The 21,094-nt window shown below is 61.1% G+C and carries 16 protein-coding genes and 1 riboswitch; of the genes, 5 read left to right on the top strand and 11 right to left on the bottom strand.

Translation table 11 applies throughout. The features are described 5' to 3' along the window. Nucleotides 1-34: 34 nt before the first annotated feature. Nucleotides 35-2,263 carry a carboxy terminal-processing peptidase gene (locus Thiosp_RS04625; RefSeq protein WP_242518580.1) on the top strand — a complete coding sequence of 743 codons (2,229 nt, stop codon included), beginning with the start codon at nucleotides 35-37 and terminating at the stop codon, nucleotides 2,261-2,263. A gap of 23 nt (nucleotides 2,264-2,286) precedes the next feature. Further along, nucleotides 2,287-3,918: a glutamate--cysteine ligase gene (gene gshA / locus Thiosp_RS04620; protein ID WP_201066937.1), complete on the top strand. Its 1,632-nt coding sequence runs from the start codon at nucleotides 2,287-2,289 to the stop codon at nucleotides 3,916-3,918. A gap of 234 nt (nucleotides 3,919-4,152) precedes the next feature. Here the strand turns inward: gshA and ilvC are convergent, their stop codons facing one another. The 11 genes from ilvC to Thiosp_RS04565 form a co-directional block, all read right to left on the bottom strand. After that, complete coding sequence (ilvC, locus tag Thiosp_RS04615; RefSeq protein ID WP_190275827.1) at nucleotides 4,153-5,169, bottom strand: ketol-acid reductoisomerase; 1,017 nt, start codon at nucleotides 5,167-5,169, stop codon at nucleotides 4,153-4,155. A 78-nt stretch (nucleotides 5,170-5,247) separates the two neighbouring features. Further along, nucleotides 5,248-5,739, bottom strand: coding sequence for an acetolactate synthase small subunit (gene ilvN, locus Thiosp_RS04610; protein ID WP_201066908.1), 492 nt, complete (start codon nucleotides 5,737-5,739; stop codon nucleotides 5,248-5,250). 48 nt (nucleotides 5,740-5,787) lie between these two features. Next, on the bottom strand, nucleotides 5,788-7,518 hold the full coding sequence (ilvB, locus tag Thiosp_RS04605) for a biosynthetic-type acetolactate synthase large subunit (protein ID WP_201066907.1): 1,731 nt from the start codon (nucleotides 7,516-7,518) through the stop codon (nucleotides 5,788-5,790). 338 nt (nucleotides 7,519-7,856) lie between these two features. Continuing rightward, nucleotides 7,857-8,483, bottom strand: coding sequence for a biliverdin-producing heme oxygenase (locus tag Thiosp_RS04600; protein ID WP_201066906.1), 627 nt, complete (start codon nucleotides 8,481-8,483; stop codon nucleotides 7,857-7,859). 67 nt (nucleotides 8,484-8,550) lie between these two features. Continuing rightward, nucleotides 8,551-9,303 (bottom strand): DUF6776 family protein, encoded by a 753-nt coding sequence (locus Thiosp_RS04595; protein WP_201066905.1) that lies wholly within the window; start codon nucleotides 9,301-9,303, stop codon nucleotides 8,551-8,553. A 187-nt stretch (nucleotides 9,304-9,490) separates the two neighbouring features. Then, complete coding sequence (gene fba / locus Thiosp_RS04590) at nucleotides 9,491-10,555, bottom strand: class II fructose-bisphosphate aldolase (RefSeq protein ID WP_201066904.1); 1,065 nt, start codon at nucleotides 10,553-10,555, stop codon at nucleotides 9,491-9,493. A 64-nt stretch (nucleotides 10,556-10,619) separates the two neighbouring features. Continuing rightward, the gene (pyk, locus tag Thiosp_RS04585) at nucleotides 10,620-12,068 is read right to left on the bottom strand and encodes a pyruvate kinase (RefSeq protein ID WP_201066903.1); all 1,449 of its coding nucleotides are present in this window, start codon (nucleotides 12,066-12,068) and stop codon (nucleotides 10,620-10,622) included. 8 nt (nucleotides 12,069-12,076) lie between these two features. Continuing rightward, the gene (locus Thiosp_RS04580; protein ID WP_201066902.1) at nucleotides 12,077-13,258 is read right to left on the bottom strand and encodes a phosphoglycerate kinase; all 1,182 of its coding nucleotides are present in this window, start codon (nucleotides 13,256-13,258) and stop codon (nucleotides 12,077-12,079) included. Between the two features lie 143 nt (nucleotides 13,259-13,401). Beyond that, nucleotides 13,402-14,403, bottom strand: coding sequence for a type I glyceraldehyde-3-phosphate dehydrogenase (gene gap, locus Thiosp_RS04575; protein ID WP_201066901.1), 1,002 nt, complete (start codon nucleotides 14,401-14,403; stop codon nucleotides 13,402-13,404). 108 nt (nucleotides 14,404-14,511) lie between these two features. After that, nucleotides 14,512-16,524, bottom strand: coding sequence for a transketolase (gene tkt / locus Thiosp_RS04570; protein ID WP_201066900.1), 2,013 nt, complete (start codon nucleotides 16,522-16,524; stop codon nucleotides 14,512-14,514). Nucleotides 16,525-17,167: 643 nt separating this feature from the next. Further along, entirely contained in the window at nucleotides 17,168-17,725 is a 558-nt protein-coding gene (locus Thiosp_RS04565) for a thioredoxin family protein (RefSeq protein WP_201066899.1), read from the bottom strand. Between the two features lie 286 nt (nucleotides 17,726-18,011). On the opposite strand from Thiosp_RS04565, the gene metK reads away from it, so the two are divergent. The 3 genes from metK to ahcY all read left to right on the top strand — a co-directional run bounded on the left by metK (nucleotide 18,012) and on the right by ahcY (nucleotide 21,056). Continuing rightward, nucleotides 18,012-19,181 carry a methionine adenosyltransferase gene (metK, locus tag Thiosp_RS04560; RefSeq protein ID WP_201066898.1) on the top strand — a complete coding sequence of 390 codons (1,170 nt, stop codon included), beginning with the start codon at nucleotides 18,012-18,014 and terminating at the stop codon, nucleotides 19,179-19,181. A 45-nt stretch (nucleotides 19,182-19,226) separates the two neighbouring features. Next, on the top strand, nucleotides 19,227-19,418 hold the full coding sequence (locus tag Thiosp_RS04555) for a type II toxin-antitoxin system HicB family antitoxin (RefSeq protein WP_323696835.1): 192 nt from the start codon (nucleotides 19,227-19,229) through the stop codon (nucleotides 19,416-19,418). An 86-nt stretch (nucleotides 19,419-19,504) separates the two neighbouring features. After that, nucleotides 19,505-19,612: riboswitch (S-adenosyl-L-homocysteine riboswitch) on the top strand. A 22-nt stretch (nucleotides 19,613-19,634) separates the two neighbouring features. Further along, entirely contained in the window at nucleotides 19,635-21,056 is a 1,422-nt protein-coding gene (gene ahcY / locus Thiosp_RS04550) for an adenosylhomocysteinase (protein ID WP_201066897.1), read from the top strand. The last annotated feature ends 38 nt before the right edge of the window (nucleotides 21,057-21,094 follow it).

The raw sequence follows: 21,094 nt of genomic DNA, 5'->3' as shown, positions 1-21,094 counted from the left end.
CCAGTCTTCGCCCATGACACGACGAGCCCGCCCCATGAACACCTTCGCGCGCCTCTCAGCGACTCAACGACCAGCGGTGCATCTGCCTGAGGTTCGCCGGCGAGCACTGCGTCGCATGCTCGCCTGGCTGCCTCACCCGCAAAAGGGCTTGCGACAGGGCCTGAAGCTGTCGCTAAACCTTGCGCTCGCAGCCACCTTGCTGGCAGCCGCCTTTCAGGCAGCCGCGCGACCTGTCGACGTTAGTCTCTCGACCCTGTTCCCGACCGAACGGCAGGCCAAAACCGCCGTCGTGATCAATAAGGTGCTCGAGCGCTTTCATTACCGCGACTTCCAGCTCAACCCGGCTTTTGCCACGGCCACGCTCGAGCACTATTTTGAGGGGCTCGACCCGAACCGCTCCTTCTTCCTCGACCGCGACATCAAGCGCTTTCTCGCCAGCACCGGCAAGCTCGACGACGACCTGGCGCAGGGGCGCGTCGATGTCGCCTTCGATATCTTTCGCGTCTATCGCATGCGCGTCGACGACCGCGTCGAGTTCGCCCTCGGTCTGCTCGCGCAGGACTTCGATTTCAGCCAGCCCGACGAGTATCAGTTCGACCGTGCCGACTCACCTTGGCCAAAGTCCGAGGCAGAGCTTGACGACATCTGGCGTAAGCGGGTCAAGAACGACTACCTGACACTCAAGCTCGCCGACAAGGACGATGCTGAAATCCGCAAACAGCTGCGCAATCGCTACGAGGGGATCCGCCGGCGGATTCATCAGTTCGATGCAGACGATGTGTTCCAGACCTTTGTCAATGCCTACACCCAGAGTCTGGAGCCCCACACCGCTTACATGTCGCCGAGCACCTCGGAGAACTTCGACATCAGCATGCGCCTCTCGCTCGAGGGCATCGGCGCCGTGCTGCGCGCGGATAACGAATACACCGTCATCCAGCGCACCATTCCCGGCGGCCCGGCACGGCAGTCCGGCATGGTGCAGACAGGCGACAAGATCGTCGGTGTCGCCCAAGGCGTCGATGGCGAATTTGACGACGTTATCGGCTGGCGACTGCAGGACGTGGTCGACAAGATTCGCGGCCCCAAGGGTTCGGTGGTGCGCCTCCAGTTAATGCCCAAAGCCGAGATTTCTGGCGGCGGGCGCATGCGCGAAGTCTCCCTGGTGCGCAACGAAATCAAGCTTGAGGACCAAGCCGCCAAGTCCTATGTCATCGACGCCCTCGAGAATGCCCCCAACCTGCGCATCGGCGTGATCGAACTACCGGCGTTCTACCGCGACTTCCGCGCCGAATCCGAAGGCAACCGCGATTTCCGCAGCACCACGCGCGATGTGCGCAAGCTGGTCGCCGAGCTCAAGGGGCAAGAGGTCGACGGCATCGTCATCGACCTGCGTGGCAATGGCGGTGGCTCGCTGACCGAGGCAACCTCGCTAACCGGCCTCTTCATCAAAGAAGGCCCGGTGGTGCAGGTCAAAGACTCCTTCGGCAAGATCGAGGTCGAGACCGACCCTGACCCCGAGTTAGTCTATTCGGGTCCGCTGGCGGTCATCGTTGACCGCAACAGCGCCTCGGCGTCGGAAATTTTCGCCGGTGCCATCCAGGACTACGGCCGCGGCATCGTGATCGGCGAGCCCACCTTCGGCAAGGGCACGGTGCAAACCCTCATCGACCTGAACCGCTATGTGCCGGGCAACGACATCGACCTCGGTCGGCTGCGTCTGACCATGGCGGAGTTTTTCCGCATCAGTGGCGGCAGCACCCAGCTCAAGGGGGTGGAGCCCGACATACCGTTCCACCTTGGCAACGACAGCGATGACCATGGTGAGCGCTCGCTCGACAACGCACTGCCCTGGGGCAGCATCCGCCCAGCCAACTACCAAACGTTCAACGGAGTAAATCTCGATTGGCTTAAATCCCGCTCGGTCGAGCGCACCACCAAAGACCCGGGATTTCTCATGCTGACCCATCAAGGCCGCATGCTGACCGAAATCGAGGAGCGGGACGTGGTTTCCCTGCGCGAGGATGAGCGCCGTCAGGAGTCCGAACGTCGCAACAAGGCACTGAAGGAAGAGCGCAATGACTTCCTGCGCACCCGCGGTGTCGAGCCCGTCGACGAGGATGCCGACCCCATCGATGAAGAAGCTCTCGAAAAACAACAGGACGTTATCGACGCGATTCAGGTCGATGAAGCCGCGCGCATCCTTGCCGACCTGATCAAACAACAGGGCGGATCGCAACGTCCGCGCGCGGCCATGCGCGACTAGCCCACCGGAGACCGCAGTAGTTGATGTCCCCCGATCCGCTCTTTGAGCAGCGGCTTGCCGCGCTCGCTCGCCTGCCCGCCGACCTGCTGCGTGACCCTTATCTGATTGGACTGGAAAAAGAAGCCCTGCGTGTCACGCCGCAGGGTAAGGTAGCCACCAGTGCGCACCCCAAGGCCTTGGGCTCGGCCCTGACCCATCCCTACATCACCACGGACTTCTCCGAGGCACTGATCGAGCTGGTCACACCTGCGGTGGCCACGCCAGCCGCGGCGCTTGAGTTCCTGAACAATCTGCACCTGTTCGTCTACCGCCACATCGGCGATGAGCGTCTGTGGGCCACCAGCATGCCCTGTGTGATCGGTGGCAGCGCAGCCATCCCGCTTGCCTACTATGGCGACTCCAACGCCGGGCAGATGAAGACCATCTACCGGCGCGGGCTCGGCAACCGCTATGGGCGGGTCATGCAGGTGATCGCCGGCGTGCATTTTAACTTCTCGCTGCGCGAAAACCTGTGGCCGCTGCTGCAGGACGCCTTCGGCCGCGAGAAGCATCTTCCGGCCGACACCCACGCCTTCCGCGACGCGCTCTACATGGGAATGGTGCGCAATTTGCAACGCCTCGGCTGGCTGGTGCCCTATTTGTTCGGCGCCTCACCGGCGGTGTGTAAGAGCTTCGTGCAGGGCGAGCCGGGAGCGCTCGCGTCCTTCGACGACCATACCTATTACCACCCATTCGGCACCTCGCTGCGCATGGGTGACATTGGGTATCAAAACCGGCAGGAAGAAGGCACCGGCATGAAGGCGAGCTACGACAGCCTGGATGCCTACGTCCGCAGTCTGACCTGGGCCATCGAGACCCCCTGTCCTCAGTACGAGAACCTCGGCGTGAAGGTCGCTGGCCGCTATGAGCAGCTCAACGATCATGTGCTGCAGATCGAGAACGAATACTACAGCACGGTGCGCCCCAAACAGCTCACAGAAGGCATGGAACGCCCGACGCTGGCCCTCAGACGCCGAGGCATCCGTTATGTCGAGCTGCGCTCAGTGGATGTCAACGCCTTTCACCCGCTCGGCATCGACGAGGAACAGCTGCACTTTCTCGCCACCTTCATGCTGCACAGCCTGCTGTGCGCCAGTCCGCGCATCAATGCACGCGAGCGCCGTGCGATCGACAGTAACGAGGTCACAACCGCCCACCGCGGGCGCGAGCCCGAGTTGGCACTTGAGCGCGAGACGCAAGCGATACACCTCCGCACCTGGGCAGGCGAGGTGCTGAGCCAGATGGGGGAAGTCGCTGCCCTGCTCGATGGCGGCCCGACTGGCCCACATCAGGCCAGCGTGCAAGCGCAACAGGAGAAAATCCGCGAGCCAAACAGCACGCCTTCGGCGCGCATGCTCGCGGAGATGCGCGCACAAGGCGAGGGCTTCGCGACCTTTGCACGCCGCCTCACCGAAGTTCACCGGCAGGCATTTCAAGAACAACAACTGCCAGAGGCGGCACAGCGGGAGTTGGAAGCCTTGAGCGCCGAGTCAATCGCGAAGCAAAAACGCATCGAAGCCGAGGATCAACGCAGCCTCGATGAGTTTCTCGCGGATTATTTCAATCAGGGCAGAGCAACCGAGGGACTTGGGAAAAGCGCGCTATTCCAAGCCTGATCGTTCCACCGGCTCATCCTGCTCCCAGGCAGTCATCCCTAGCTACCGGATTAGCTCAACCATCAGCCCAATCAACCCTTCCAATGACCCCAGGCCAATCTGAGCGACCGCGAATGAGTCTTCAGCATTAGACAAGCCGAAATCGCTCGGCGCTCTTGTGGCAACAAAGCCGGGAAGCAGCCTGGCTTTGTTGCGAACCGGACTGCCTATCCAGGCTGTCTGCTGCCGCGAAGCTCAGTTCTTGGATTTGTCGACCAGTTGCTTCTCGCGAATCCAGGGCATCATCTCGCGCAGGCGGGCGCCGACTTCCTCGATCTGATGCTCCTGGCTCAGGCGCCGCATGGCCTTCATGCGCGGCGCACCGGCCTGGTTCTCAAGGATGAACTCGCGTGCGAAGGAACCGTTCTGGATTTCGCCGAGAACACGCTTCATCTCGGCCTTGGTCTCGTCAGTGACGATGCGCGGGCCACGGGTCAGATCGCCATACTCGGCGGTATTGGAGATGGAGTAGCGCATGTTGGCAATGCCACCCTCGTAGATGAGGTCGACGATCAGCTTGACCTCGTGCAGACACTCGAAGTAGGCCATCTCGGGCGCATAGCCGGCCTCGACCAGGGTCTCGAAGCCATTCTGGATGAGTGCGGTCAGGCCACCACAGAGGACCACCTGCTCGCCGAACAGATCGGTCTCGCATTCCTCGCGGAAGTTGGTCTCGATGATGCCGGCACGGCCACCACCATTAGCTGAGGCGTAGGCCAGGGCGATGTCACGCGCCTTACCGCTGGCATCCTGCTGCACCGCGATCAAGCTCGGCACGCCGCCGCCCTGGGTATAGGTGGAGCGCACCAGATGGCCAGGGCCCTTGGGCGCGATCATGATCACATCGAGATCGGCACGCGGCTCAATCTGACCAAAATGGATGTTGAACCCGTGCGCGAAGGCCAGCGCGGCCCCCTGCTTAATGTTCGGCGCGATCTGGTCGCGATACAGCTTGGCCTGATGCTCATCGGGGGCAAGAATCATCACCACGTCGGCACCAGCGACCGCCTCAGGGATGTCCTTGACCTGCAACCCGGCATTGCTCGCCTTGGCCGCCGAGGAGGAGCCTGGACGCAAACCCACGGTGACCGAGACGCCCGACTCCTTCAGGTTATTGGCATGAGCATGCCCCTGGGAGCCATAGCCGATGATGGCGACCTCTTTGCCCTGGATCAGCGAGAGGTCGGCGTCTTTGTCGTAGTAAACGTTGATTGCCATAACAGGAGAATCCTTCAGTAAAATTCAGTCAGTGGTAAGAACTTGCTAGCGAAAACGCGGAACGCATGGGTATCAGAGCGCCAGCGCTTTTTCGCCCCGCCCGATGCCGCTCGGCCCCGAGCGCACCACCTCGGTGATCAGCCCATCCGGCACGGCCTGGATGAAAGCATCAAGCTTGCTTGAGGTACCAGTCAGCTCGACCACATAACTGGACTCAGTCACGTCGACGATCTTGGCGCGGAAGATTTCGGTCAGGCGCTTGAGTTCCTCGCGATCTGCGCCCTTGGCGCGCAGCTTGATCAGCATCATCTCGCGCTCGATGTGCGGCCCTTCTGACAGGTCGGCGAGCTTGACCACGTCGATCAGCTTGTTGAGCTGCTTTTTGATCTGCTCGACGATGTCGTCGTTGCCGCAGGTGACCAGGGTCATGCGCGACAGGGTGGGGTCATCAGTGGGCGCCACGGTCAGGGACTCTATGTTGTAGCCGCGCGCGGAAAACAGCCCCGCGATGCGCGACAGGGCGCCCGACTCGTTTTCGACCAGCATGGAAAGAATGTGTCTCATCACTTTGTCCAGGGAGAGCGTTAAAGGCTGGGCTTAAAGAAAGGGGGCTTAGGCCAGTTCACGCTGGGAGATCGTCGGCGGCAGGTGCATCTCATGCTGCCCTTTGCCAGCTGCGATCATCGGGTAGACGTTCTCGGTCGGGTCGACGATCACATCGAGGAACACCAGCCGGTCACGCATGGCAAAGGCCTCCTGCATAGCGGCTTCGAGCTCGCCGGGCTTGTCCACCCGCATCCCAACATGGCCGAAGCTCTCGGTCAGAGCAACGAAGTCCGGCAGCGCATCGACATAGCTGTGCGCATAACGGCTCTCGTAGAAGAACTCCTGCCACTGGCGCACCATACCCATGTAGCCGTTATTGAGCAGTATGATTTTGATCGGCAGATCGTACTGCTTGCAGGTCGCCAGCTCCTGAATGCACATCAGGATGCTCGCCTCGCCCGAGATGCAGGCCACCTGGGCCTCGGGGTGGGCGAGTTGTACGCCCATGGCAGCAGGCAGGCCGAAGCCCATGGTGCCGAGCCCGCCGGAATTGATCCAGCGCCTTGGTTTCTCGAACGGATAGAACTGGGCCGCGAACATCTGGTGCTGGCCAACATCCGAGGCCAAATAAAGATCGCCCCCGGTCACCTTATGCAGCGTCTCCACCGCGAACTGCGGCTTGATCAGCTCGCTTTTGCGGTCATAGCACATGCAGTCGAGCTTGCGCCAGGCATCGATCTGCTCCCACCAGGCCGCGAGGGCGGATTTGTCCGGTTGCTCACCCTTCTCGCGCAGCAGGCCGAGCATGTCGGTCAGCACCGTCTCGACCGGGCCGACGATGGGAATGTCCACCCGCACGTTCTTGGAAATCGAGGAGGGGTCGACATCGATATGGATGATGGTCGCATGCGGGCAGAAATGCTCGATCTTGCCCGTCACCCGGTCATCGAAGCGCGCGCCGATGGCGATCAGGCAATCGGTCTCGTGCATGGCCATGTTGGCCTCGTAGGTGCCATGCATGCCGAGCATGCCGATGAACTGGCCATCGCTCATCGGATAGGCACCCAGCCCCATCAGGGTGCTGGTGATGGGGAAGCCGAGTTTGCGCACCATCTCTGTCAGGGACTCGTGCGCGTCGCCCAAAATAACGCCACCACCGGTGTAGAACACCGGTCGCTTCGCGCCCAGCATGAGGTCAAGCGCTTTGCGCATCTGCCCGAGATGCCCCTTGCGCGCCGGCTGGTAGGAACGCAGCTTGAGGTCGGGCTGAAACTGGTAGGAAATCTTGATACCAGGATCGGTCACGTCCTTGGGGATGTCCACCACCACGGGGCCGGGACGCCCGGATGTTGCGATATGGAAGGCCTTGGCGATGGTCTCGGCCAAGTCCTCAAGGCGTTTGACCAGGAAATTATGCTTCACGCACGGGCGGGTGATGCCGACGGTATCGACTTCCTGGAAGGCATCGCTGCCGATGACAGGCGTTGGCACCTGACCGGTCAGCACCACCATCGGGATGGAGTCCATATAGGCGGTGGCAATGCCAGTCACGGCATTGGTCGCACCCGGACCGGATGTCACCAGGGCAACCCCGCACTTGCCGGTCGCGCGCGAGTAGCCATCCGCCGCATGGGTGGCGCCCTGCTCGTGGCGCACCAAAATATGGCGAATCTGCTCGCTCTTCTGAAAGAGCGCGTCGTAGATGTGCAACACCGCGCCGCCGGGATACCCGAAGACGGTCTCGACACCCTGATCGATCAGCGACTGGATGACGATTTCCGCGCCGCTCAGTTCCAAGAGCGGCCGTTCGGATGAATGGTGAGACTGATCGGAAGATGCCGCCGGCTCGGATATTGAGCCAGGCGCGGGCGCTTGCTGCACGGGTCTACCTCCGCACCACCCGCTTGCTGATCGAGCCCCGTGCATCGGTGCCCAGTGCAGCGAAGATGGCGGCAGCAGGCAGCGCATTGGGCCGAGGTGCCGCGGGCGGCACAAGAACGATTGAACTCATCGATTCACGCGAATCGACTGCATGAAATCCATTGCATGAATGGGAGAGACAGCGGCCGCGCGAGGCGAGCCGCCCCGGCACTCGCCGGGGAACGAGAAAAAGTACAATATTCCAGCCAATAAGGTCAACTATTACCGTCAAGAGACCGATGCACCAAATCAAACACGGCAACGGCGGCGGCCAGCACTTGCTCGGTATCATGTTGCTGCGTGGTGACTTCGGCCTCGAGCGCCGCGCCAAAGCGACGCCAGCCATCGGCTGGTGACGGCGCCTCGCGGGTGCCGAGAAAATGGAAGGGCAAGCGGTCCGCCTCTGCCCCCAGATTGCGACTGAGCCGCTGGGAGATCACCCGGCCGCCGAGCGAGGCTCCCTCCAGCACATAAAGCCCGCCAAGAGCCTGGGCCTCGTTTCCAACCAGGTCGGACAACTGCTTGGCGTGCGCAGGCGGCGGCGAGGGCGATTCCATCCCGAGCGCGGCGAGATCCTGCTCAAGCGCTGGCCAGCGCGCACGCACGCCCAGACGGTTCAGGGTTGATGACCGGCAGCATGCATGCAGATGCGGCTCGAGCAGGCCATAGGGCCGCGCAAAGGCACCCAGATAGGCGCGGTAGGTGGCCGCATCTACCTCCGGCGCCATCAGGTTGCGCATCAAGGGCAAGGCCTCGGTGGCGGCATGCAAGGTGGCAGTGCGCACGCGCAATTCCTTCATCAACGCGCCCGGCTTGCGGACTGCCAGACCTGTTGCGGACATCGGTGGTTCTCCTTCGACAGGATCAATATCAGCGACGAGAAGGCCGTGCGAGCCCATCAATACCGCACTAGCGAGCAGCGGCGGAATCCCAGGCAACCTCCTGTCGCGGGCCACTCACCAAACCAGCGACCGGAAGCAGCTCGACGATCAGCGCCTCGGGGCTGAAACCCTCCGGTAACACAAAAGCTCCTTGAAACGCAGGCGAGGTAGCAAGCGCCGCTGTCTGATCGATCGGCACCCGGATGCGATCCCGCGCCAGATCGCCCAGTGCAGCTTTGACGAACTGCTCGCGCCAACGCCCGCTGACCCAGAGCGCCAGTTCTGCCCCGGCCGCGAGCGTATTCTGATACTCAGGTGCAAGCTCAAGCGCATAACCGAAGCGTCGCCCCTCTTCCGGTTCAATCTCCAGCTCGCGAATCAGATCAGGCAAGGTGTTGGCACCGAGCAGCTGCTGCCAATCCGCGACATCCTGAGTCAGCTGTTCGCGCTCGCGTCTTAAGGTAACGATTTGCTCAGCCGCGAACGCACTTGCGCGGCGATCGATGCGCACATCAAGCTCCAACTGGGCGATCTGCGCCATGAGCGCTTGGTTTTGCTGGCGCACCAACAAAACCTGCTGGCGCGATGCCGCGGCCTGACGCTCCAGCGGCGACACGACGCGCGGCAGCTTCGGTAACAGAATTTGGCCGAGCCAGGGCGAAGCGGCGACCAGTAGCCAGGGTAGCAGGACAAAAAACGCGACCAGAGACCAGCCAATCCCTTCCTTGCGGGCTGTGACGATCTGCGGCCTATAAATGCGTCTCGCGCGTACGCGGGCCAAAATACCTGACTCCGCACTCCGGTTGCGGCCAAGTCAGGAATACCGCCGCCCCCTTGCTATGGCTGTGCACAAGCGGAAAGTGTCGACTTTGCCGAGAATAGGGAGGCAAAAAAGGGCGTCCCCAGCTTCCCAAGGACGCCCCTTATCATGTTGCATCCAGTGCAACGCGATTGTTCTAAGGTGCCTGTTAGTTGATCTTAGGATCAAGCTCACCCTTAGTATAGCGCGCGGTCATGACTTCGAGTGACTGCGCCGTGATCTTGCTCGCATTGCCCGCCGTGCCGAAGGCTTCGTAGCGCGCCTTGCAGATATCCTTCATCGCGGCGGTGGCAGCGGCGAAGTATTTGCGCGGGTCGAAGTTCTTGCGGTTTTCGGCCATGTGCTTGCGGATGGCGCCGGTGGAGGCCATGCGCAGATCGGTGTCGATATTGACCTTGCGCACACCGTGCTTGATGCCCTCGGCGATTTCCTCGACCGGCACACCATAGGTCTCGCCCATGTCGCCGCCGAACTGATCGATGATCTTCAGCCATTCCTGCGGGACTGAGGACGAGCCATGCATGACCAGATGCACGGTCGGGATGCGCGCGTTGATCTCTTTGATGCGACCGATGGCGAGGATGTCGCCGGTCGGCGGACGCGTGAACTTGTAGGCGCCATGGGAGGTGCCGATGGCGATGGCCAAGGCGTCGACATGGGTCTTGCTGACGAAATCCGCGGCTTCGTCCGGGTCGGTCAGCAACTGGCTGTGATCCAGCGTGCCCTCGGCGCCAATGCCGTCTTCCTCACCAGCCTGCCCGGTTTCTAGCGAGCCCAGGCAACCCAGCTCACCCTCGACCGAGACACCACAGGCGTGGGACAGCTCGACCACTTTGCGGGTCACGTCCACATTGTACTCATAGCTGGCGGGGGTTTTGCCGTCCTCGCCCAACGAGCCGTCCATCATCACGGAACTGAAGCCGAGTTGAATCGAGCGCTGACACACAGGCATGGAGGTCCCATGGTCCTGGTGCATACACACGGGTATGTGCGGCCATTCCTCAATAGCGGCGAGGATCAGATGGCGCAGGAAAGGGGCGCCGGCATATGAACGCGCACCAGCCGAGGCTTGCACGATGACCGGGGAGTCGGTCTCGTCGGCCGCCTCCATGATGGCGCGCATTTGCTCGAGATTGTTGACGTTAAAGGCGGGAACACCGTACTGGTATTCGGCCGCGTGATCCAGCATTTGGCGAAGCGAAATGAGGGCCATTGCAATACTCCTCTGTCGTTGACGTGAAACTTGTGAAGGGGACAGCTCGCCGGATGGCGGCCTGTCAGTCGCCGGCCAGCAAATGATGCTCGCCGACGCGCATGATTTTCATGATGTTGGTCTGCCCCTCGACGCCGCAACGGTCGCCCTTGGTGATGATCACCAGGTCGCCGGATTGCACGGTGCCGTGGCGCAACAGTTCCTCGATGACTTCCCTGTTGACCTCGTGAATGTTGGCGCTGGAAACGTCGAACCGCACCGGATAGACCCCGCGAAACAAGGTCACCTTGCGTCGGGTCGAGACCTGTCGAGTCATGGCATAGATCGGGATGCCCGAGCTGATTCGCGACATCCATTTCACCGCCGCGCCGGATTCGGTCAGGGCAGCGATGGCTTTCACGCCAAGATGGTTGGCGGTGTACATGCTCGCCATCGCGATGGCTTCATCGACCCGACCGAAAACGGTATCGAGCCGATGGCTCGAACGCCGCACCAAGCGTTCTTTTTCAGCCTCGGCGCAAATGCGCGACATCGATTCGACCACCTTGACGGGATTCTTGCCGATTGAGGTCTCGGCCGAGAGCATCACCGCATCAGTGCCGTCCAGCACCGCATTGGCCACGTCGAAAACCTCGGCGCGGGTCGGAATCGGGTTTTCGATCATCGACTGCATCATCTGCGTGGCAGTGATCACCACGCTGTTGCGCTCGCGGGAAAGGCTGATCAGGCGCTTCTGCACCGCAGGCAGTTCGGCATCGCCAATTTCGACGCCCAGATCACCGCGCGCAACCATGACCGCATCGGAGGCGTCGATGATGTCATCGAGCGCACCTAGGGCTTCGGCGCGCTCGATCTTAGCGACAATGCCACCCTGACCGCCAGCGGCCTGCAGCAACTCGCGTGCGAGGCGGACATCGTCACCATTGCAGACAAAAGACACGGCGACATAGTCGGCCTCAACCTCGGCGGCGAACACGATATCCGCCTTATCCTTCTCGGTGAGCGCTGGCGCTGAAAGGCCGCCACCCTTTTTGTTGATGCCTTTGCTGTTTGACAGCTTGCCGCCATGCAGCACCCGGCACTGGATGCGCGCCCCCTGCACCGCAGTGACTTCCAATTCGATGGCACCGTCGTCGAGAAGCAACACATCGCCAGCAGCGACGTCCTGGACCATACTCGGCAAGGTGGTGCCGACGCGGGTTGCATCGCCGGCATCGAGCGGGCAATCCGCGTCGATAACAAAGTCTCCGCCTTCCGGCAGCTCAATCGGTCCAGCGGCAAAACGGCCAATGCGGATTTTGGGGCCCTGCAGGTCGACCAGAATACCCAGCGGATGACCTTTGGCAAGCGCGGCCGCACGCACCAGGCGCACACGCTCGCGCTGGCGGTCATGGCTGTCGTGAGACATGTTGAGCCGGACCACGTTCAGTCCAGCGTCCATCATGTCCTCGAGCACACCTGGCGCATCGGTCGCTGGCCCGAAGGTCGCGACAATTTTTGTCCGTCTGGGCATCAAAGCACTTAGTCCTTGGCACGCGCCTCAAGCATGGCCACTGCAGGCAGGGTCTTGCCTTCGAGATACTCGAGGAATGCGCCGCCTGCGGTGGAGATGTAGGACACCTTGTCATAGATGTCGTATTTCTGGATGGCCGCAATGGTGTCACCGCCGCCAGCCAGGGTAAAGGCGTCGGTTTCGGCGATGGCCATGGAGATGGTCTTGGTGCCCTCGCCGAACTGATCGAACTCGAACACCCCAACTGGACCGTTCCAAACTACGGTGCCGGCCTTCTTGATGATTTCGGCCAGGGCATTGGCGCTATCGGGGCCGATATCGAAGATCATGTCGTCGTCAGCGACCTCGTTGACCTTTTTCTGCACCGCGGGCTCGTTTTCGTTGAACTGCTTTCCAACCACCACATCGGTTGCGATCGGGATGGTTGCGCCGGCCGCTTCGGCCTTGTCCATCAGCGCCTTGGCGGTAGCGACCAGATCATCTTCGCACAGCGACTTGCCGATATTATGACCGGCAGCCTTGATGAAGGTATTGGCAATGCCGCCACCGACGACCAGCTGATCAACCTTGGTCGACAAGGACTCCAGCACCGTCAGCTTGGTAGAGACCTTGGAGCCGCCGACAATGGCAACCATCGGCCGTTTGGGCTTGGCCAGCGCTTTTTGCAGCGCGTCGAGTTCCTCTGCCAGCAGCAGGCCGGCGCAGGCGGCCGGCGCAAACTTGCCAGCGCCATGCGTCGAGGCCTGGGCGCGGTGCGCGGTGCCGAAGGCGTCCATCACATAGATGTCGCACAGGCTCGCGTACTGCTTGGCCAGGTCTTCGTTGTCTTTCTTCTCGCCTTTGTTGAAGCGGACATTTTCGAGCAGCACCAATTCGCCATCGGCAAGCTCCGGGGCCTTGTCCAGGTAATCCTTCACCACGCGCACTTCGCGGCCCATCTTGGCGCCAAGATCGGCAGCAACCGGAGCGAGCGAATTCTCCTCGGAGTAGACGCCTTCCTCCGGACGGCCAAGGTGGGACATCACCATGACTTTGGCACCCGCCTTCAGGCAGTGCTCGAATGTGGGCATGGAGGCCGTGATACGTGCATCCGAGGTCACCTTGCCGCCCTTCACCGGGACGTTGAGGTCGGAACGGATCAACACACGCTTGCCAGCGAGATCGAGATCAGTGAGCTTGGTGAAGGACATGACAGGTACTTCCTCCAGAAAATCAGAAATCAGAGACCGCGGGCCGACGCGCGAAACCAAATCACGCGGCGCGGTCTAGCTACAACCATGGGAAACAAGCCGGCAGCGCTTGCCGGCCTGATCCCGTTTGCAGTCCTGCTAACTTACTTCGAGACGTGCTGCACCATGCGCAGGAAGTTGCAGGTGTAGCCGTACTCGTTATCGTACCAGGAGACCACCTTCACGAAGGTCGAATCCAGCATGATGCCAGCGCCGGCGTCGAAGATGGACGGAGTGCCGCAACCGCGGAAGTCGGTCGAGACGACCTTCTCGTCGGTGTAGGCCAGCACGCCGGCCAGGTCACCAGACTCGGACGCTGCTTTCATCGCGGCGCAGATGTCGTCATAGCTGGCTTCTTTGTTCAGCTCGCAGGTCAGGTCAACTACGGAAACGTCAGAGGTCGGCACGCGGAAGGCCATGCCGGTCAGCTTGCCGTTGAGTTCCGGCAGCACCTTGCCGACTGCTTTGGCCGCACCGGTGGAGGACGGGATGATGTTCTCCAGGATGCCGCGACCACCGCGCCAGTCTTTCTGCGACGGGCCATCGACAGTCTTTTGGGTGGCAGTGGCAGCGTGAACAGTGGTCATCAGGCCGCGCTTGATGCCCCAGTTGTCATTCAGCACCTTAGAGACGGGCGCCAGACAGTTGGTGGTGCAACTGGCCGCAGAGATGATGGCCTGGCCGTCGTAGGTCTTGTGGTTGACGCCATAGACGAACATCGGCGTGCTGTCCTTGGAGGGCGCCGACTGCACGACCTTCTTGGCGCCGGCGCTGATATGGGCCTGGCAGCTTTCGGTGGTGAGGAAAAAGCCGGTGCACTCCAGCACCAGATCGGCACCGACATCGCCCCAGGCCAGGTTGGCAGGGTCGCGCTCGGCGGTCAGGCGAATCTTATTGCCATTGACGATCATGGTATTGCCATCAACGCTGATGTCACCGGCGAAGTTGCCATGGACCGAGTCGTACTTGAGCATGTAGGCCAGGTACTCAGGGTCAAGCAGGTCGTTGATACCGACCACCTGGATGTCAGGAAAATCCTTGGAGATCGCACGAAAAGCCATGCGGCCGATGCGGCCAAAGCCGTTGATACCTACTTTCAAAGGCATAGGAAACTACTCCTCAAGTGAAGTGAAAAACCAGTGACCGGCGCCGGGGCGCGCAACGCTCGCAGGCGGAGCGCACCCAGCGCATCGGGATTTAACTAAAACAAGAATTTACAGCAGGCTTTCAACCGCAGAGGTAACCGCATCTGCGGTGACGCCGAAGGCCTTGTAGACATCGCCCGCGGGTGCCGACTCGCCGAAGGTATCGACACCGATGACCTTGCCATGCATGCCCACATACCTGGGCCACAGGTTGGACACGCCGGCCTCGACCGCGACGCGGGCGCGGACAGCCTCTGGCAGGACCGACTCCTTATAAGCCTCATCCTGTGAATCGAAAGTGTCCATCGAGGGCATAGAGACCACCCGCACCTTGCGGCCCTTGGCGGTCAGTGCCTCACAGGCCGCCACGGCCAGCTCGACCTCGGTGCCGGTGCCGATGATGATGGCATCAGGCGTGCCCTCGCAGTCGCGCAGCACATAGCCGCCTTTTTCGATAGCGCGGAGCTGATCTTCGGTCCGGCTCATGTGCGGCGCACCCTGGCGGGAGAAAATCAGCGCGCTGGGTGCGCCCTGGCGCTCAATAGCGCACTTCCAGGCCACCGCGCTTTCAACTGCGTCGCAGGGACGCCAGGTCGACAGGCGCGGGGTCAGGCGCAGTATGCTGACCTGCTCGACCGGCTGGTGGGTAGGACCGTCCTCGCCGAGGCCGATGGAATCATGGGTGTAGACAAAGATCGGGGTGATCTTCATCAGCGCCGCCATGCGCACTGCGTTGCGGGCATATTCCATAAACATCAGGAAGGTCGCGCCATAGGGCTTGAAGCCGCCGTGCAGCGTCAGGCCGTTCATGATGGCGGACATGCCGAACTCGCGCACGCCGTAGTAGATGTAGTTGCCGCTGGCATTCTTGGGACCGACACCCTTGCAGCCCTTCCAAAGCGTCAAGTTAGAGCCGGCAAGGTCAGCCGAGCCGCCGAGCAATTCCGGCAGCAGCGGACCAAAGCCATTGAGCGCGTTCTGCGAGGCCTTGCGGGTAGCGATCTTCTCAGCCTTGGCATCGACTTCCTTGATGAACTCCCACGCCTTGGCGTCGAAGTCATCCGGCAGTTCGCCGGCCATGCGCCGTTCAAAATCAGCCGCTTCCTTCGGGAAAGCACTCTTGTAAGCGGCGAAACGCTTGTTCCAGTCGCCTTCCAGCGCAGTGCCGCGCTCCTTCGCGTCCCACCCTTGGTAGATCGCCTTAGGAATCTCAAACGGCGGATGGTTCCAGCCGAGCTTCTCGCGCGTGAGCGCAATCTCGTCATCACCGAGTGGCGCGCCGTGACACTCTTCCTTGCCCTGCTTATTTGGCGAGCCAAAACCGATGATGGTCTGACAGCAAATCAGAGTCGGCTTATCGCTGACCGCGCGGGCTTCTTCGACCGCGACCTTGATGGCCTCAGCATCATGCCCGTCGACCTTCGGGATCACATGCCAGCCATAGGACTCAAACCGCTTGGGCGTGTCATCGAGGAACCAGGCCGGGGTGTCGCCGTGGCCGCGCACCTCGCCGTCGATGGAGATGTTGTTGTCGTCATAGAAGGCGATCAGCTTGCCCAGGCCCAGGTTGCCGGCCAGAGAGCAGGACTCGTGCGAGACACCCTCCATCAGGCAGCCATCGCCGAGGAAGACATAGGTATGGTGATCGACGATCTCATGGCCGGGCTTGTTGAACTGCGCGGCCAGGATCTTCTCGGCTAACGCCATGCCGACGGCATTGGTGATGCCCTGCCCGAGCGGACCGGTGGTGGTCTCGACGCCCGGCGCATAGCCATACTCCGGGTGCCCCGGGGTCTTGGAATGCAGCTGGCGGAATTGCTTAAGATCCTCGATGCTCAGGTCGTAACCGGTCAGATGCAGCAGCGAGTAAATCAGCATTGAGCCATGGCCGTTCGACAGCACGAAGCGATCCCGGTCGGCCCAGCTCGGATTGGCCGGATTGTGCTGCATGAAGTCGTTCCAGAGCACCTCGGCGATGTCGGCCATGCCCATGGGCGCACCCGGGTGCCCCGACTTAGCCTTCTGCACCGCATCCATACTAAGCGCACGGATGGCGTTCGCGAGTTCTTTGCGTGAGGACATGAGCCCCTCCTGAGAAATGACGTTAAATCAATAGCGTTACAAATTCGGTGCGCGCGCTCTTTTGCGCCGTTCGGATGTGAGCAGCGAGTAGCAGATGTGCGCCGGCTCGCCACCAGGCCGGGCGGCGTGGACCTTTATCGACCGGTTTGGTCATCTACCGGCCTCTTCGCCTGCCGGTCCGGCCGTCTGCCGATCTAGAGGCCCTGGCAGTTCGATGCCCGCTGACGCCAGATCCTTGGCACACTCGCTACGCAGCTCGCTGGCAAAATTCCCAAGGGCTATTGAAGCGCTTGGCGACGAAGAATGCTTTGGAGCTTGTTGCCTAAGATAGCCTGCTTGGGGCTGTCCACAGGCCCATTGCCAGCTGCATTAAACGCGCGAGCCGGCGACAAGCGCGCCGCATAAAAGCCGACATAATAAGTAGGAAAGCCGCCTTCGAGCAACTATTTTCCGACCAAGCGGTACTTTACCGACCTTTGACAGGCTTGCGCATGCGGTTGATAAAAAAGGCTTTCCCACCCTAACAAGAGCGCAGAATTCGAGCCTGCGGCACAGGCCCGCCAGCGGCGCGTGCGGCCTCGCGGAGCCTAGCTGCATCAGCAACCGGGCATCCGCAATGCGGCATCCGCATCAGGCGATGGCGTCAGCCTTCCTTCCACTTGATCGAGCAGCCGATGCTGGGAATCTGCTGCTCGGGGCCCTTGCCGGTCTCAGCGACTTGCTTCATGCCCTCGAACAGATCGCGTCGAACGCCGTCCGGCGCGGTTTCTTTGCGGCTTTCATCAAGGCGCCCGCGATACTGGAGTTCGAGTTGGCCGTTGTAGCCGAAGAAATCCGGCGTGCAGATGGCGCCGAAGGTCTTGGCGACGCCCTGGGTTTCATCAAGCAGATAGGGGAAGGGAAACTGAAAATCGGCGGCAACCTGCTTCATGTTCTCAAACGAATCCTCGGGATAGTCGGTCGGATCGTTGGACATAATGGCGACGCAGTTGACGCCAAGCTCGGCCAGTTCACGCGCATCACGCACGATACGCTCGCGCACTGCCTGCACATAGGGGCAGTGGTTGCAGATGAACATCACCAGCAGACCCTTGGGCCCCTTGCAGTCGTCGCGCGTCCAGGTCTTGCCATCCACCCCGGGCAGGGAAAAATTCGGGGCCGGCAGGCCAAATTCGCACACCGGTGTTTCGAGTGAAACCATGACTGACTCCCCAGGCTGAAAGCGCCTGCATTGCGGTTCGAAAAATCAGTCGCGGATGGTACCGGAAAGATGCTTGATTCCCAAACTCTTCCACCGATATTCCTGGTCAATGGCGGGTGCAAACTTTGAAAGGGAGCGCTGCCATGCGTTACACTGGGGAACTCACCTCCCCTCCGAGGGCGGCCGGTCATCGGCCATCATGACGCCCTCGTATCAACCGCAGCCAGCATTTCCCGACGCATCCGCGCGGATGCCTGGCGCCAACAGTCGACGGAAAAACCACACCATGGCAAAAGACTATCTGTTCACCTCGGAATCGGTTTCCGAGGGCCACCCCGATAAGGTCGCTGACCAAATCTCCGACGCCGTCCTTGACGCAATCCTGGCCACCGACCCCAACCCAGCCCACGCTCGCGTTGCCTGCGAGACCATGATCAAAACTGGTGTCGTCATCCTTGGCGGCGAGATCACCACCGAGGCCTGGATCGATTTCGACACCCTGGTGCGCGAGGTGGTCAATGATATCGGCTACAACAGCTCAGATGTCGGCTTCGACGGCTCCACCTGCGCGGTCATGTCACTGATCGGCAAGCAGAGCACCGACATTGCCCAAGGCGTTGATCGCAGCGCACCCGAGGAACAAGGCGCCGGCGACCAGGGCCTGATGTTCGGCTATGCAACCAATGAGACCGACGTGCTGATGCCGGCTCCGATCACCTATTCGCATCGCTTGGTCGAGCGCCAATCCGAGATGCGTAAGCAACACGTCCTGCCCTGGCTGCGCCCGGATGCCAAGAGCCAGGTGACCATGCGTTACGAAAACGGCAAGGTCGTCGCCGTCGATGCGCTGGTACTCTCCACTCAGCACGACCCGGACATTGATTATGCCCATCTGCAAGAGGCTGTGATGGAGAACATCATCAAGCCGGTGATTCCGCCTGAGTGGATGCACAAGGACACCAAGATCCACATCAACCCAACCGGCAACTTCGTCATCGGCGGCCCTGTGGGTGACTGCGGCCTGACCGGGCGCAAGATCATCGTCGATACCTATGGCGGCATGGCCCGTCACGGCGGTGGTGCTTTCTCCGGCAAAGACCCATCGAAGGTTGACCGCTCCGCTGCCTATGCCGGGCGCTATGTGGCTAAGAACATCGTTGCCGCCGGTCTGGCTGAGCGCTGCGAGATTCAGATCTCCTATGCCATTGGCGTCGCCGAGCCGACATCCATCTCGGTCGAGACCTTCGGCACCGCGAAGATCGACGAAGACCGCATCGCCACCCTGGTGCGCGATCACTTCGACCTGCGGCCCTACAACCTGGTCAACATGATGAACCTGATCCAGCCCATCTACCGCAAGACCGCTGCATACGGCCACTTCGGTCGCGAACTGCCGGAGTTCGGCTGGGAGAAGACCGACAAGGCCGCAGCGCTGAAGGATGCGGCGGGGATCTGAATCCCTATGTCGCCAAGCCCCTTTCGCTGACCGAGGGCATCCGTCGTGAACACCTTGAAATATGTCTACTGGCAGGATGAGGGCATGTGGATCGGCTACCTTGAAGCCTATCCGGACTTCCTGACCCAGGGTGAGACGCTCGAGGATTTGCAGGAGCACCTGAAAGACATCCACCAGGAGGTCACCAGTGGCGACATTCCGCTGGTGCGGCGTGTGGGTGAGCTTGCGGTGGCATGAAACGGTGCGATCTGATCGCCCGACTCAACGCCATAAATCATCCAGAGGTTGAGCTAAACACGACGTTCTTTAACCATCCAACCCTCCCTTCCGAGGAGCGCTGCAACCCACCCTGGATTCTCAAATGGATCATCAAGGGCAAGGGCCAGGCTCGGAAGCTGGAGCCCAAAAAATTACAACGGCGCTCACTCACGATTCATCAGGAGCTGATTAACCATGAGTGAGTTTACTGACTACAAAGTCGCCGACCTGTCCCTCGCCGATTTCGGCCGCAAAGAAATGGTCATTGCCGAGACCGAAATGCCTGGTCTGATGGCACTGCGCAAAAAATACGGCCCCGAAAAGCCGCTGAAAGGCGCGCGCATCACCGGCAGCCTGCACATGACCATCCAGACCGCGGTGCTGATCGAGACCCTGGTCGAACTCGGCGCCGAAGTGCGCTGGTGTTCCTGCAACATCTTCTCCACCCAAGACCACGCCGCCGCGGCCATTGCCGCGCGCGATATCCCCGTCTATGCCTGGAAAGGCGAGACGCTGGAAGAATACTGGTGGTGCACCGAGCAGGTCATCAACTGGCCGGACGGCCCCAATGGAGAAAAAAGGGGTCCGAACATGATCCTGGACGACGGCGGCGACGCCACTCTGCTGGTCCACAAGGGCGTTGAGTACGAGAAGGCTGGCAGCGTGCCCAAGGCGACCGCTGACGATAACGAGGAATGGACAGCAGTACTCGGCGTGCTGGGCCGCACCTTCGAGCGCGACCGCGAGCATTGGCACAAAATGGCCAAGGGCATCAAGGGCGTGACCGAGGAGACCACTACCGGCGTGCATCGTCTCTATGAGATGTTCAAAAACGGCACTCTGCTGTTCCCGGCGATGAACGTCAATGACTCGGTCACCAAGTCCAAGTTCGACAACCTCTACGGCTGCCGCGAGTCTCTGGTCGACGCCATCAAGCGCGCCACCGATGTGATGATCGCCGGCAAGGTCGGCATCGTCTGCGGCTATGGCGACGTCGGCAAAGGCTCAGCCGCCGCCCTGCGCGCGCTTGGCGCCACCGTCTGGGTGACTGAGATCGACCCCATCTGTGCTCTCCAGGCGGCGATGGAAGGCTACCGCGTGGTGCGCCTTGATGAAGTCGCCAACCAGGGCGATATTTTCGTCACCACCACCGGCAACCTCGACATCATCACCCATGACCACATGGCAGCGATGAAAGACCAGGCGATTGTCTGCAACATCGGCCACTTCGATAACGAGATTCAGGTTCAGAGTCTCGAAAAATACGAGTGGGTCAACATCAAGCCGCAGGTCGATCAGATCATCTTCCCCGACGGCCATCGCATCACCCTGCTCGCGCGCGGGCGTCTGGTGAACCTGGGCTGCGCCACCGGCCATCCGAGCTTCGTGATGTCCAACTCCTTCACCAACCAGGTACTGGCGCAGATTGAGATCTTCACCAAGCCGGATGAGTATCCCATCGGCGTCTATGTGCTGCCCAAGCACCTCGACGAGGAAGTCGCGCGGCTGCATCTGGAGAAAATCGGCGTCAAGCTGACCAAACTCCGCCCCGACCAGGCGGACTACATCGGCGTCAGCGTCGACGGCCCCTACAAGGCCGAGCACTACCGCTACTAAAGCCCTCTTGCAGGCGGCCTTCGGGCCGCCCCCGGCTG

The organism is Thiorhodovibrio litoralis, from assembly GCF_033954455.1.
GTDB lineage: Bacteria > Pseudomonadota > Gammaproteobacteria > Chromatiales > Chromatiaceae > Thiorhodovibrio > Thiorhodovibrio litoralis.
Note: the sequence above shows the minus strand (reverse complement) of the source record. Positions and strands in the feature narration are given on the sequence as shown.

Coding starts and splice junctions, on each gene's coding strand:
- Thiosp_RS04625 (WP_242518580.1), top strand. CDS start 35: ATGAACACCTTCGCGCGCCTCTCAGCGACTCAACGACCAGCGGTGCAT.
- gshA (WP_201066937.1), top strand. CDS start 2,287: ATGTCCCCCGATCCGCTCTTTGAGCAGCGGCTTGCCGCGCTCGCTCGC.
- ilvN (WP_201066908.1), bottom strand. CDS start 5,739: ATGAGACACATTCTTTCCATGCTGGTCGAAAACGAGTCGGGCGCCCTG.
- Thiosp_RS04600 (WP_201066906.1), bottom strand. CDS start 8,483: ATGTCCGCAACAGGTCTGGCAGTCCGCAAGCCGGGCGCGTTGATGAAG.
- fba (WP_201066904.1), bottom strand. CDS start 10,555: ATGGCCCTCATTTCGCTTCGCCAAATGCTGGATCACGCGGCCGAATAC.
- pyk (WP_201066903.1), bottom strand. CDS start 12,068: ATGCCCAGACGGACAAAAATTGTCGCGACCTTCGGGCCAGCGACCGAT.
- Thiosp_RS04580 (WP_201066902.1), bottom strand. CDS start 13,258: ATGTCCTTCACCAAGCTCACTGATCTCGATCTCGCTGGCAAGCGTGTG.
- gap (WP_201066901.1), bottom strand. CDS start 14,403: ATGCCTTTGAAAGTAGGTATCAACGGCTTTGGCCGCATCGGCCGCATG.
- tkt (WP_201066900.1), bottom strand. CDS start 16,524: ATGTCCTCACGCAAAGAACTCGCGAACGCCATCCGTGCGCTTAGTATG.
- Thiosp_RS04565 (WP_201066899.1), bottom strand. CDS start 17,725: ATGGTTTCACTCGAAACACCGGTGTGCGAATTTGGCCTGCCGGCCCCG.
- metK (WP_201066898.1), top strand. CDS start 18,012: ATGGCAAAAGACTATCTGTTCACCTCGGAATCGGTTTCCGAGGGCCAC.
- ahcY (WP_201066897.1), top strand. CDS start 19,635: ATGAGTGAGTTTACTGACTACAAAGTCGCCGACCTGTCCCTCGCCGAT.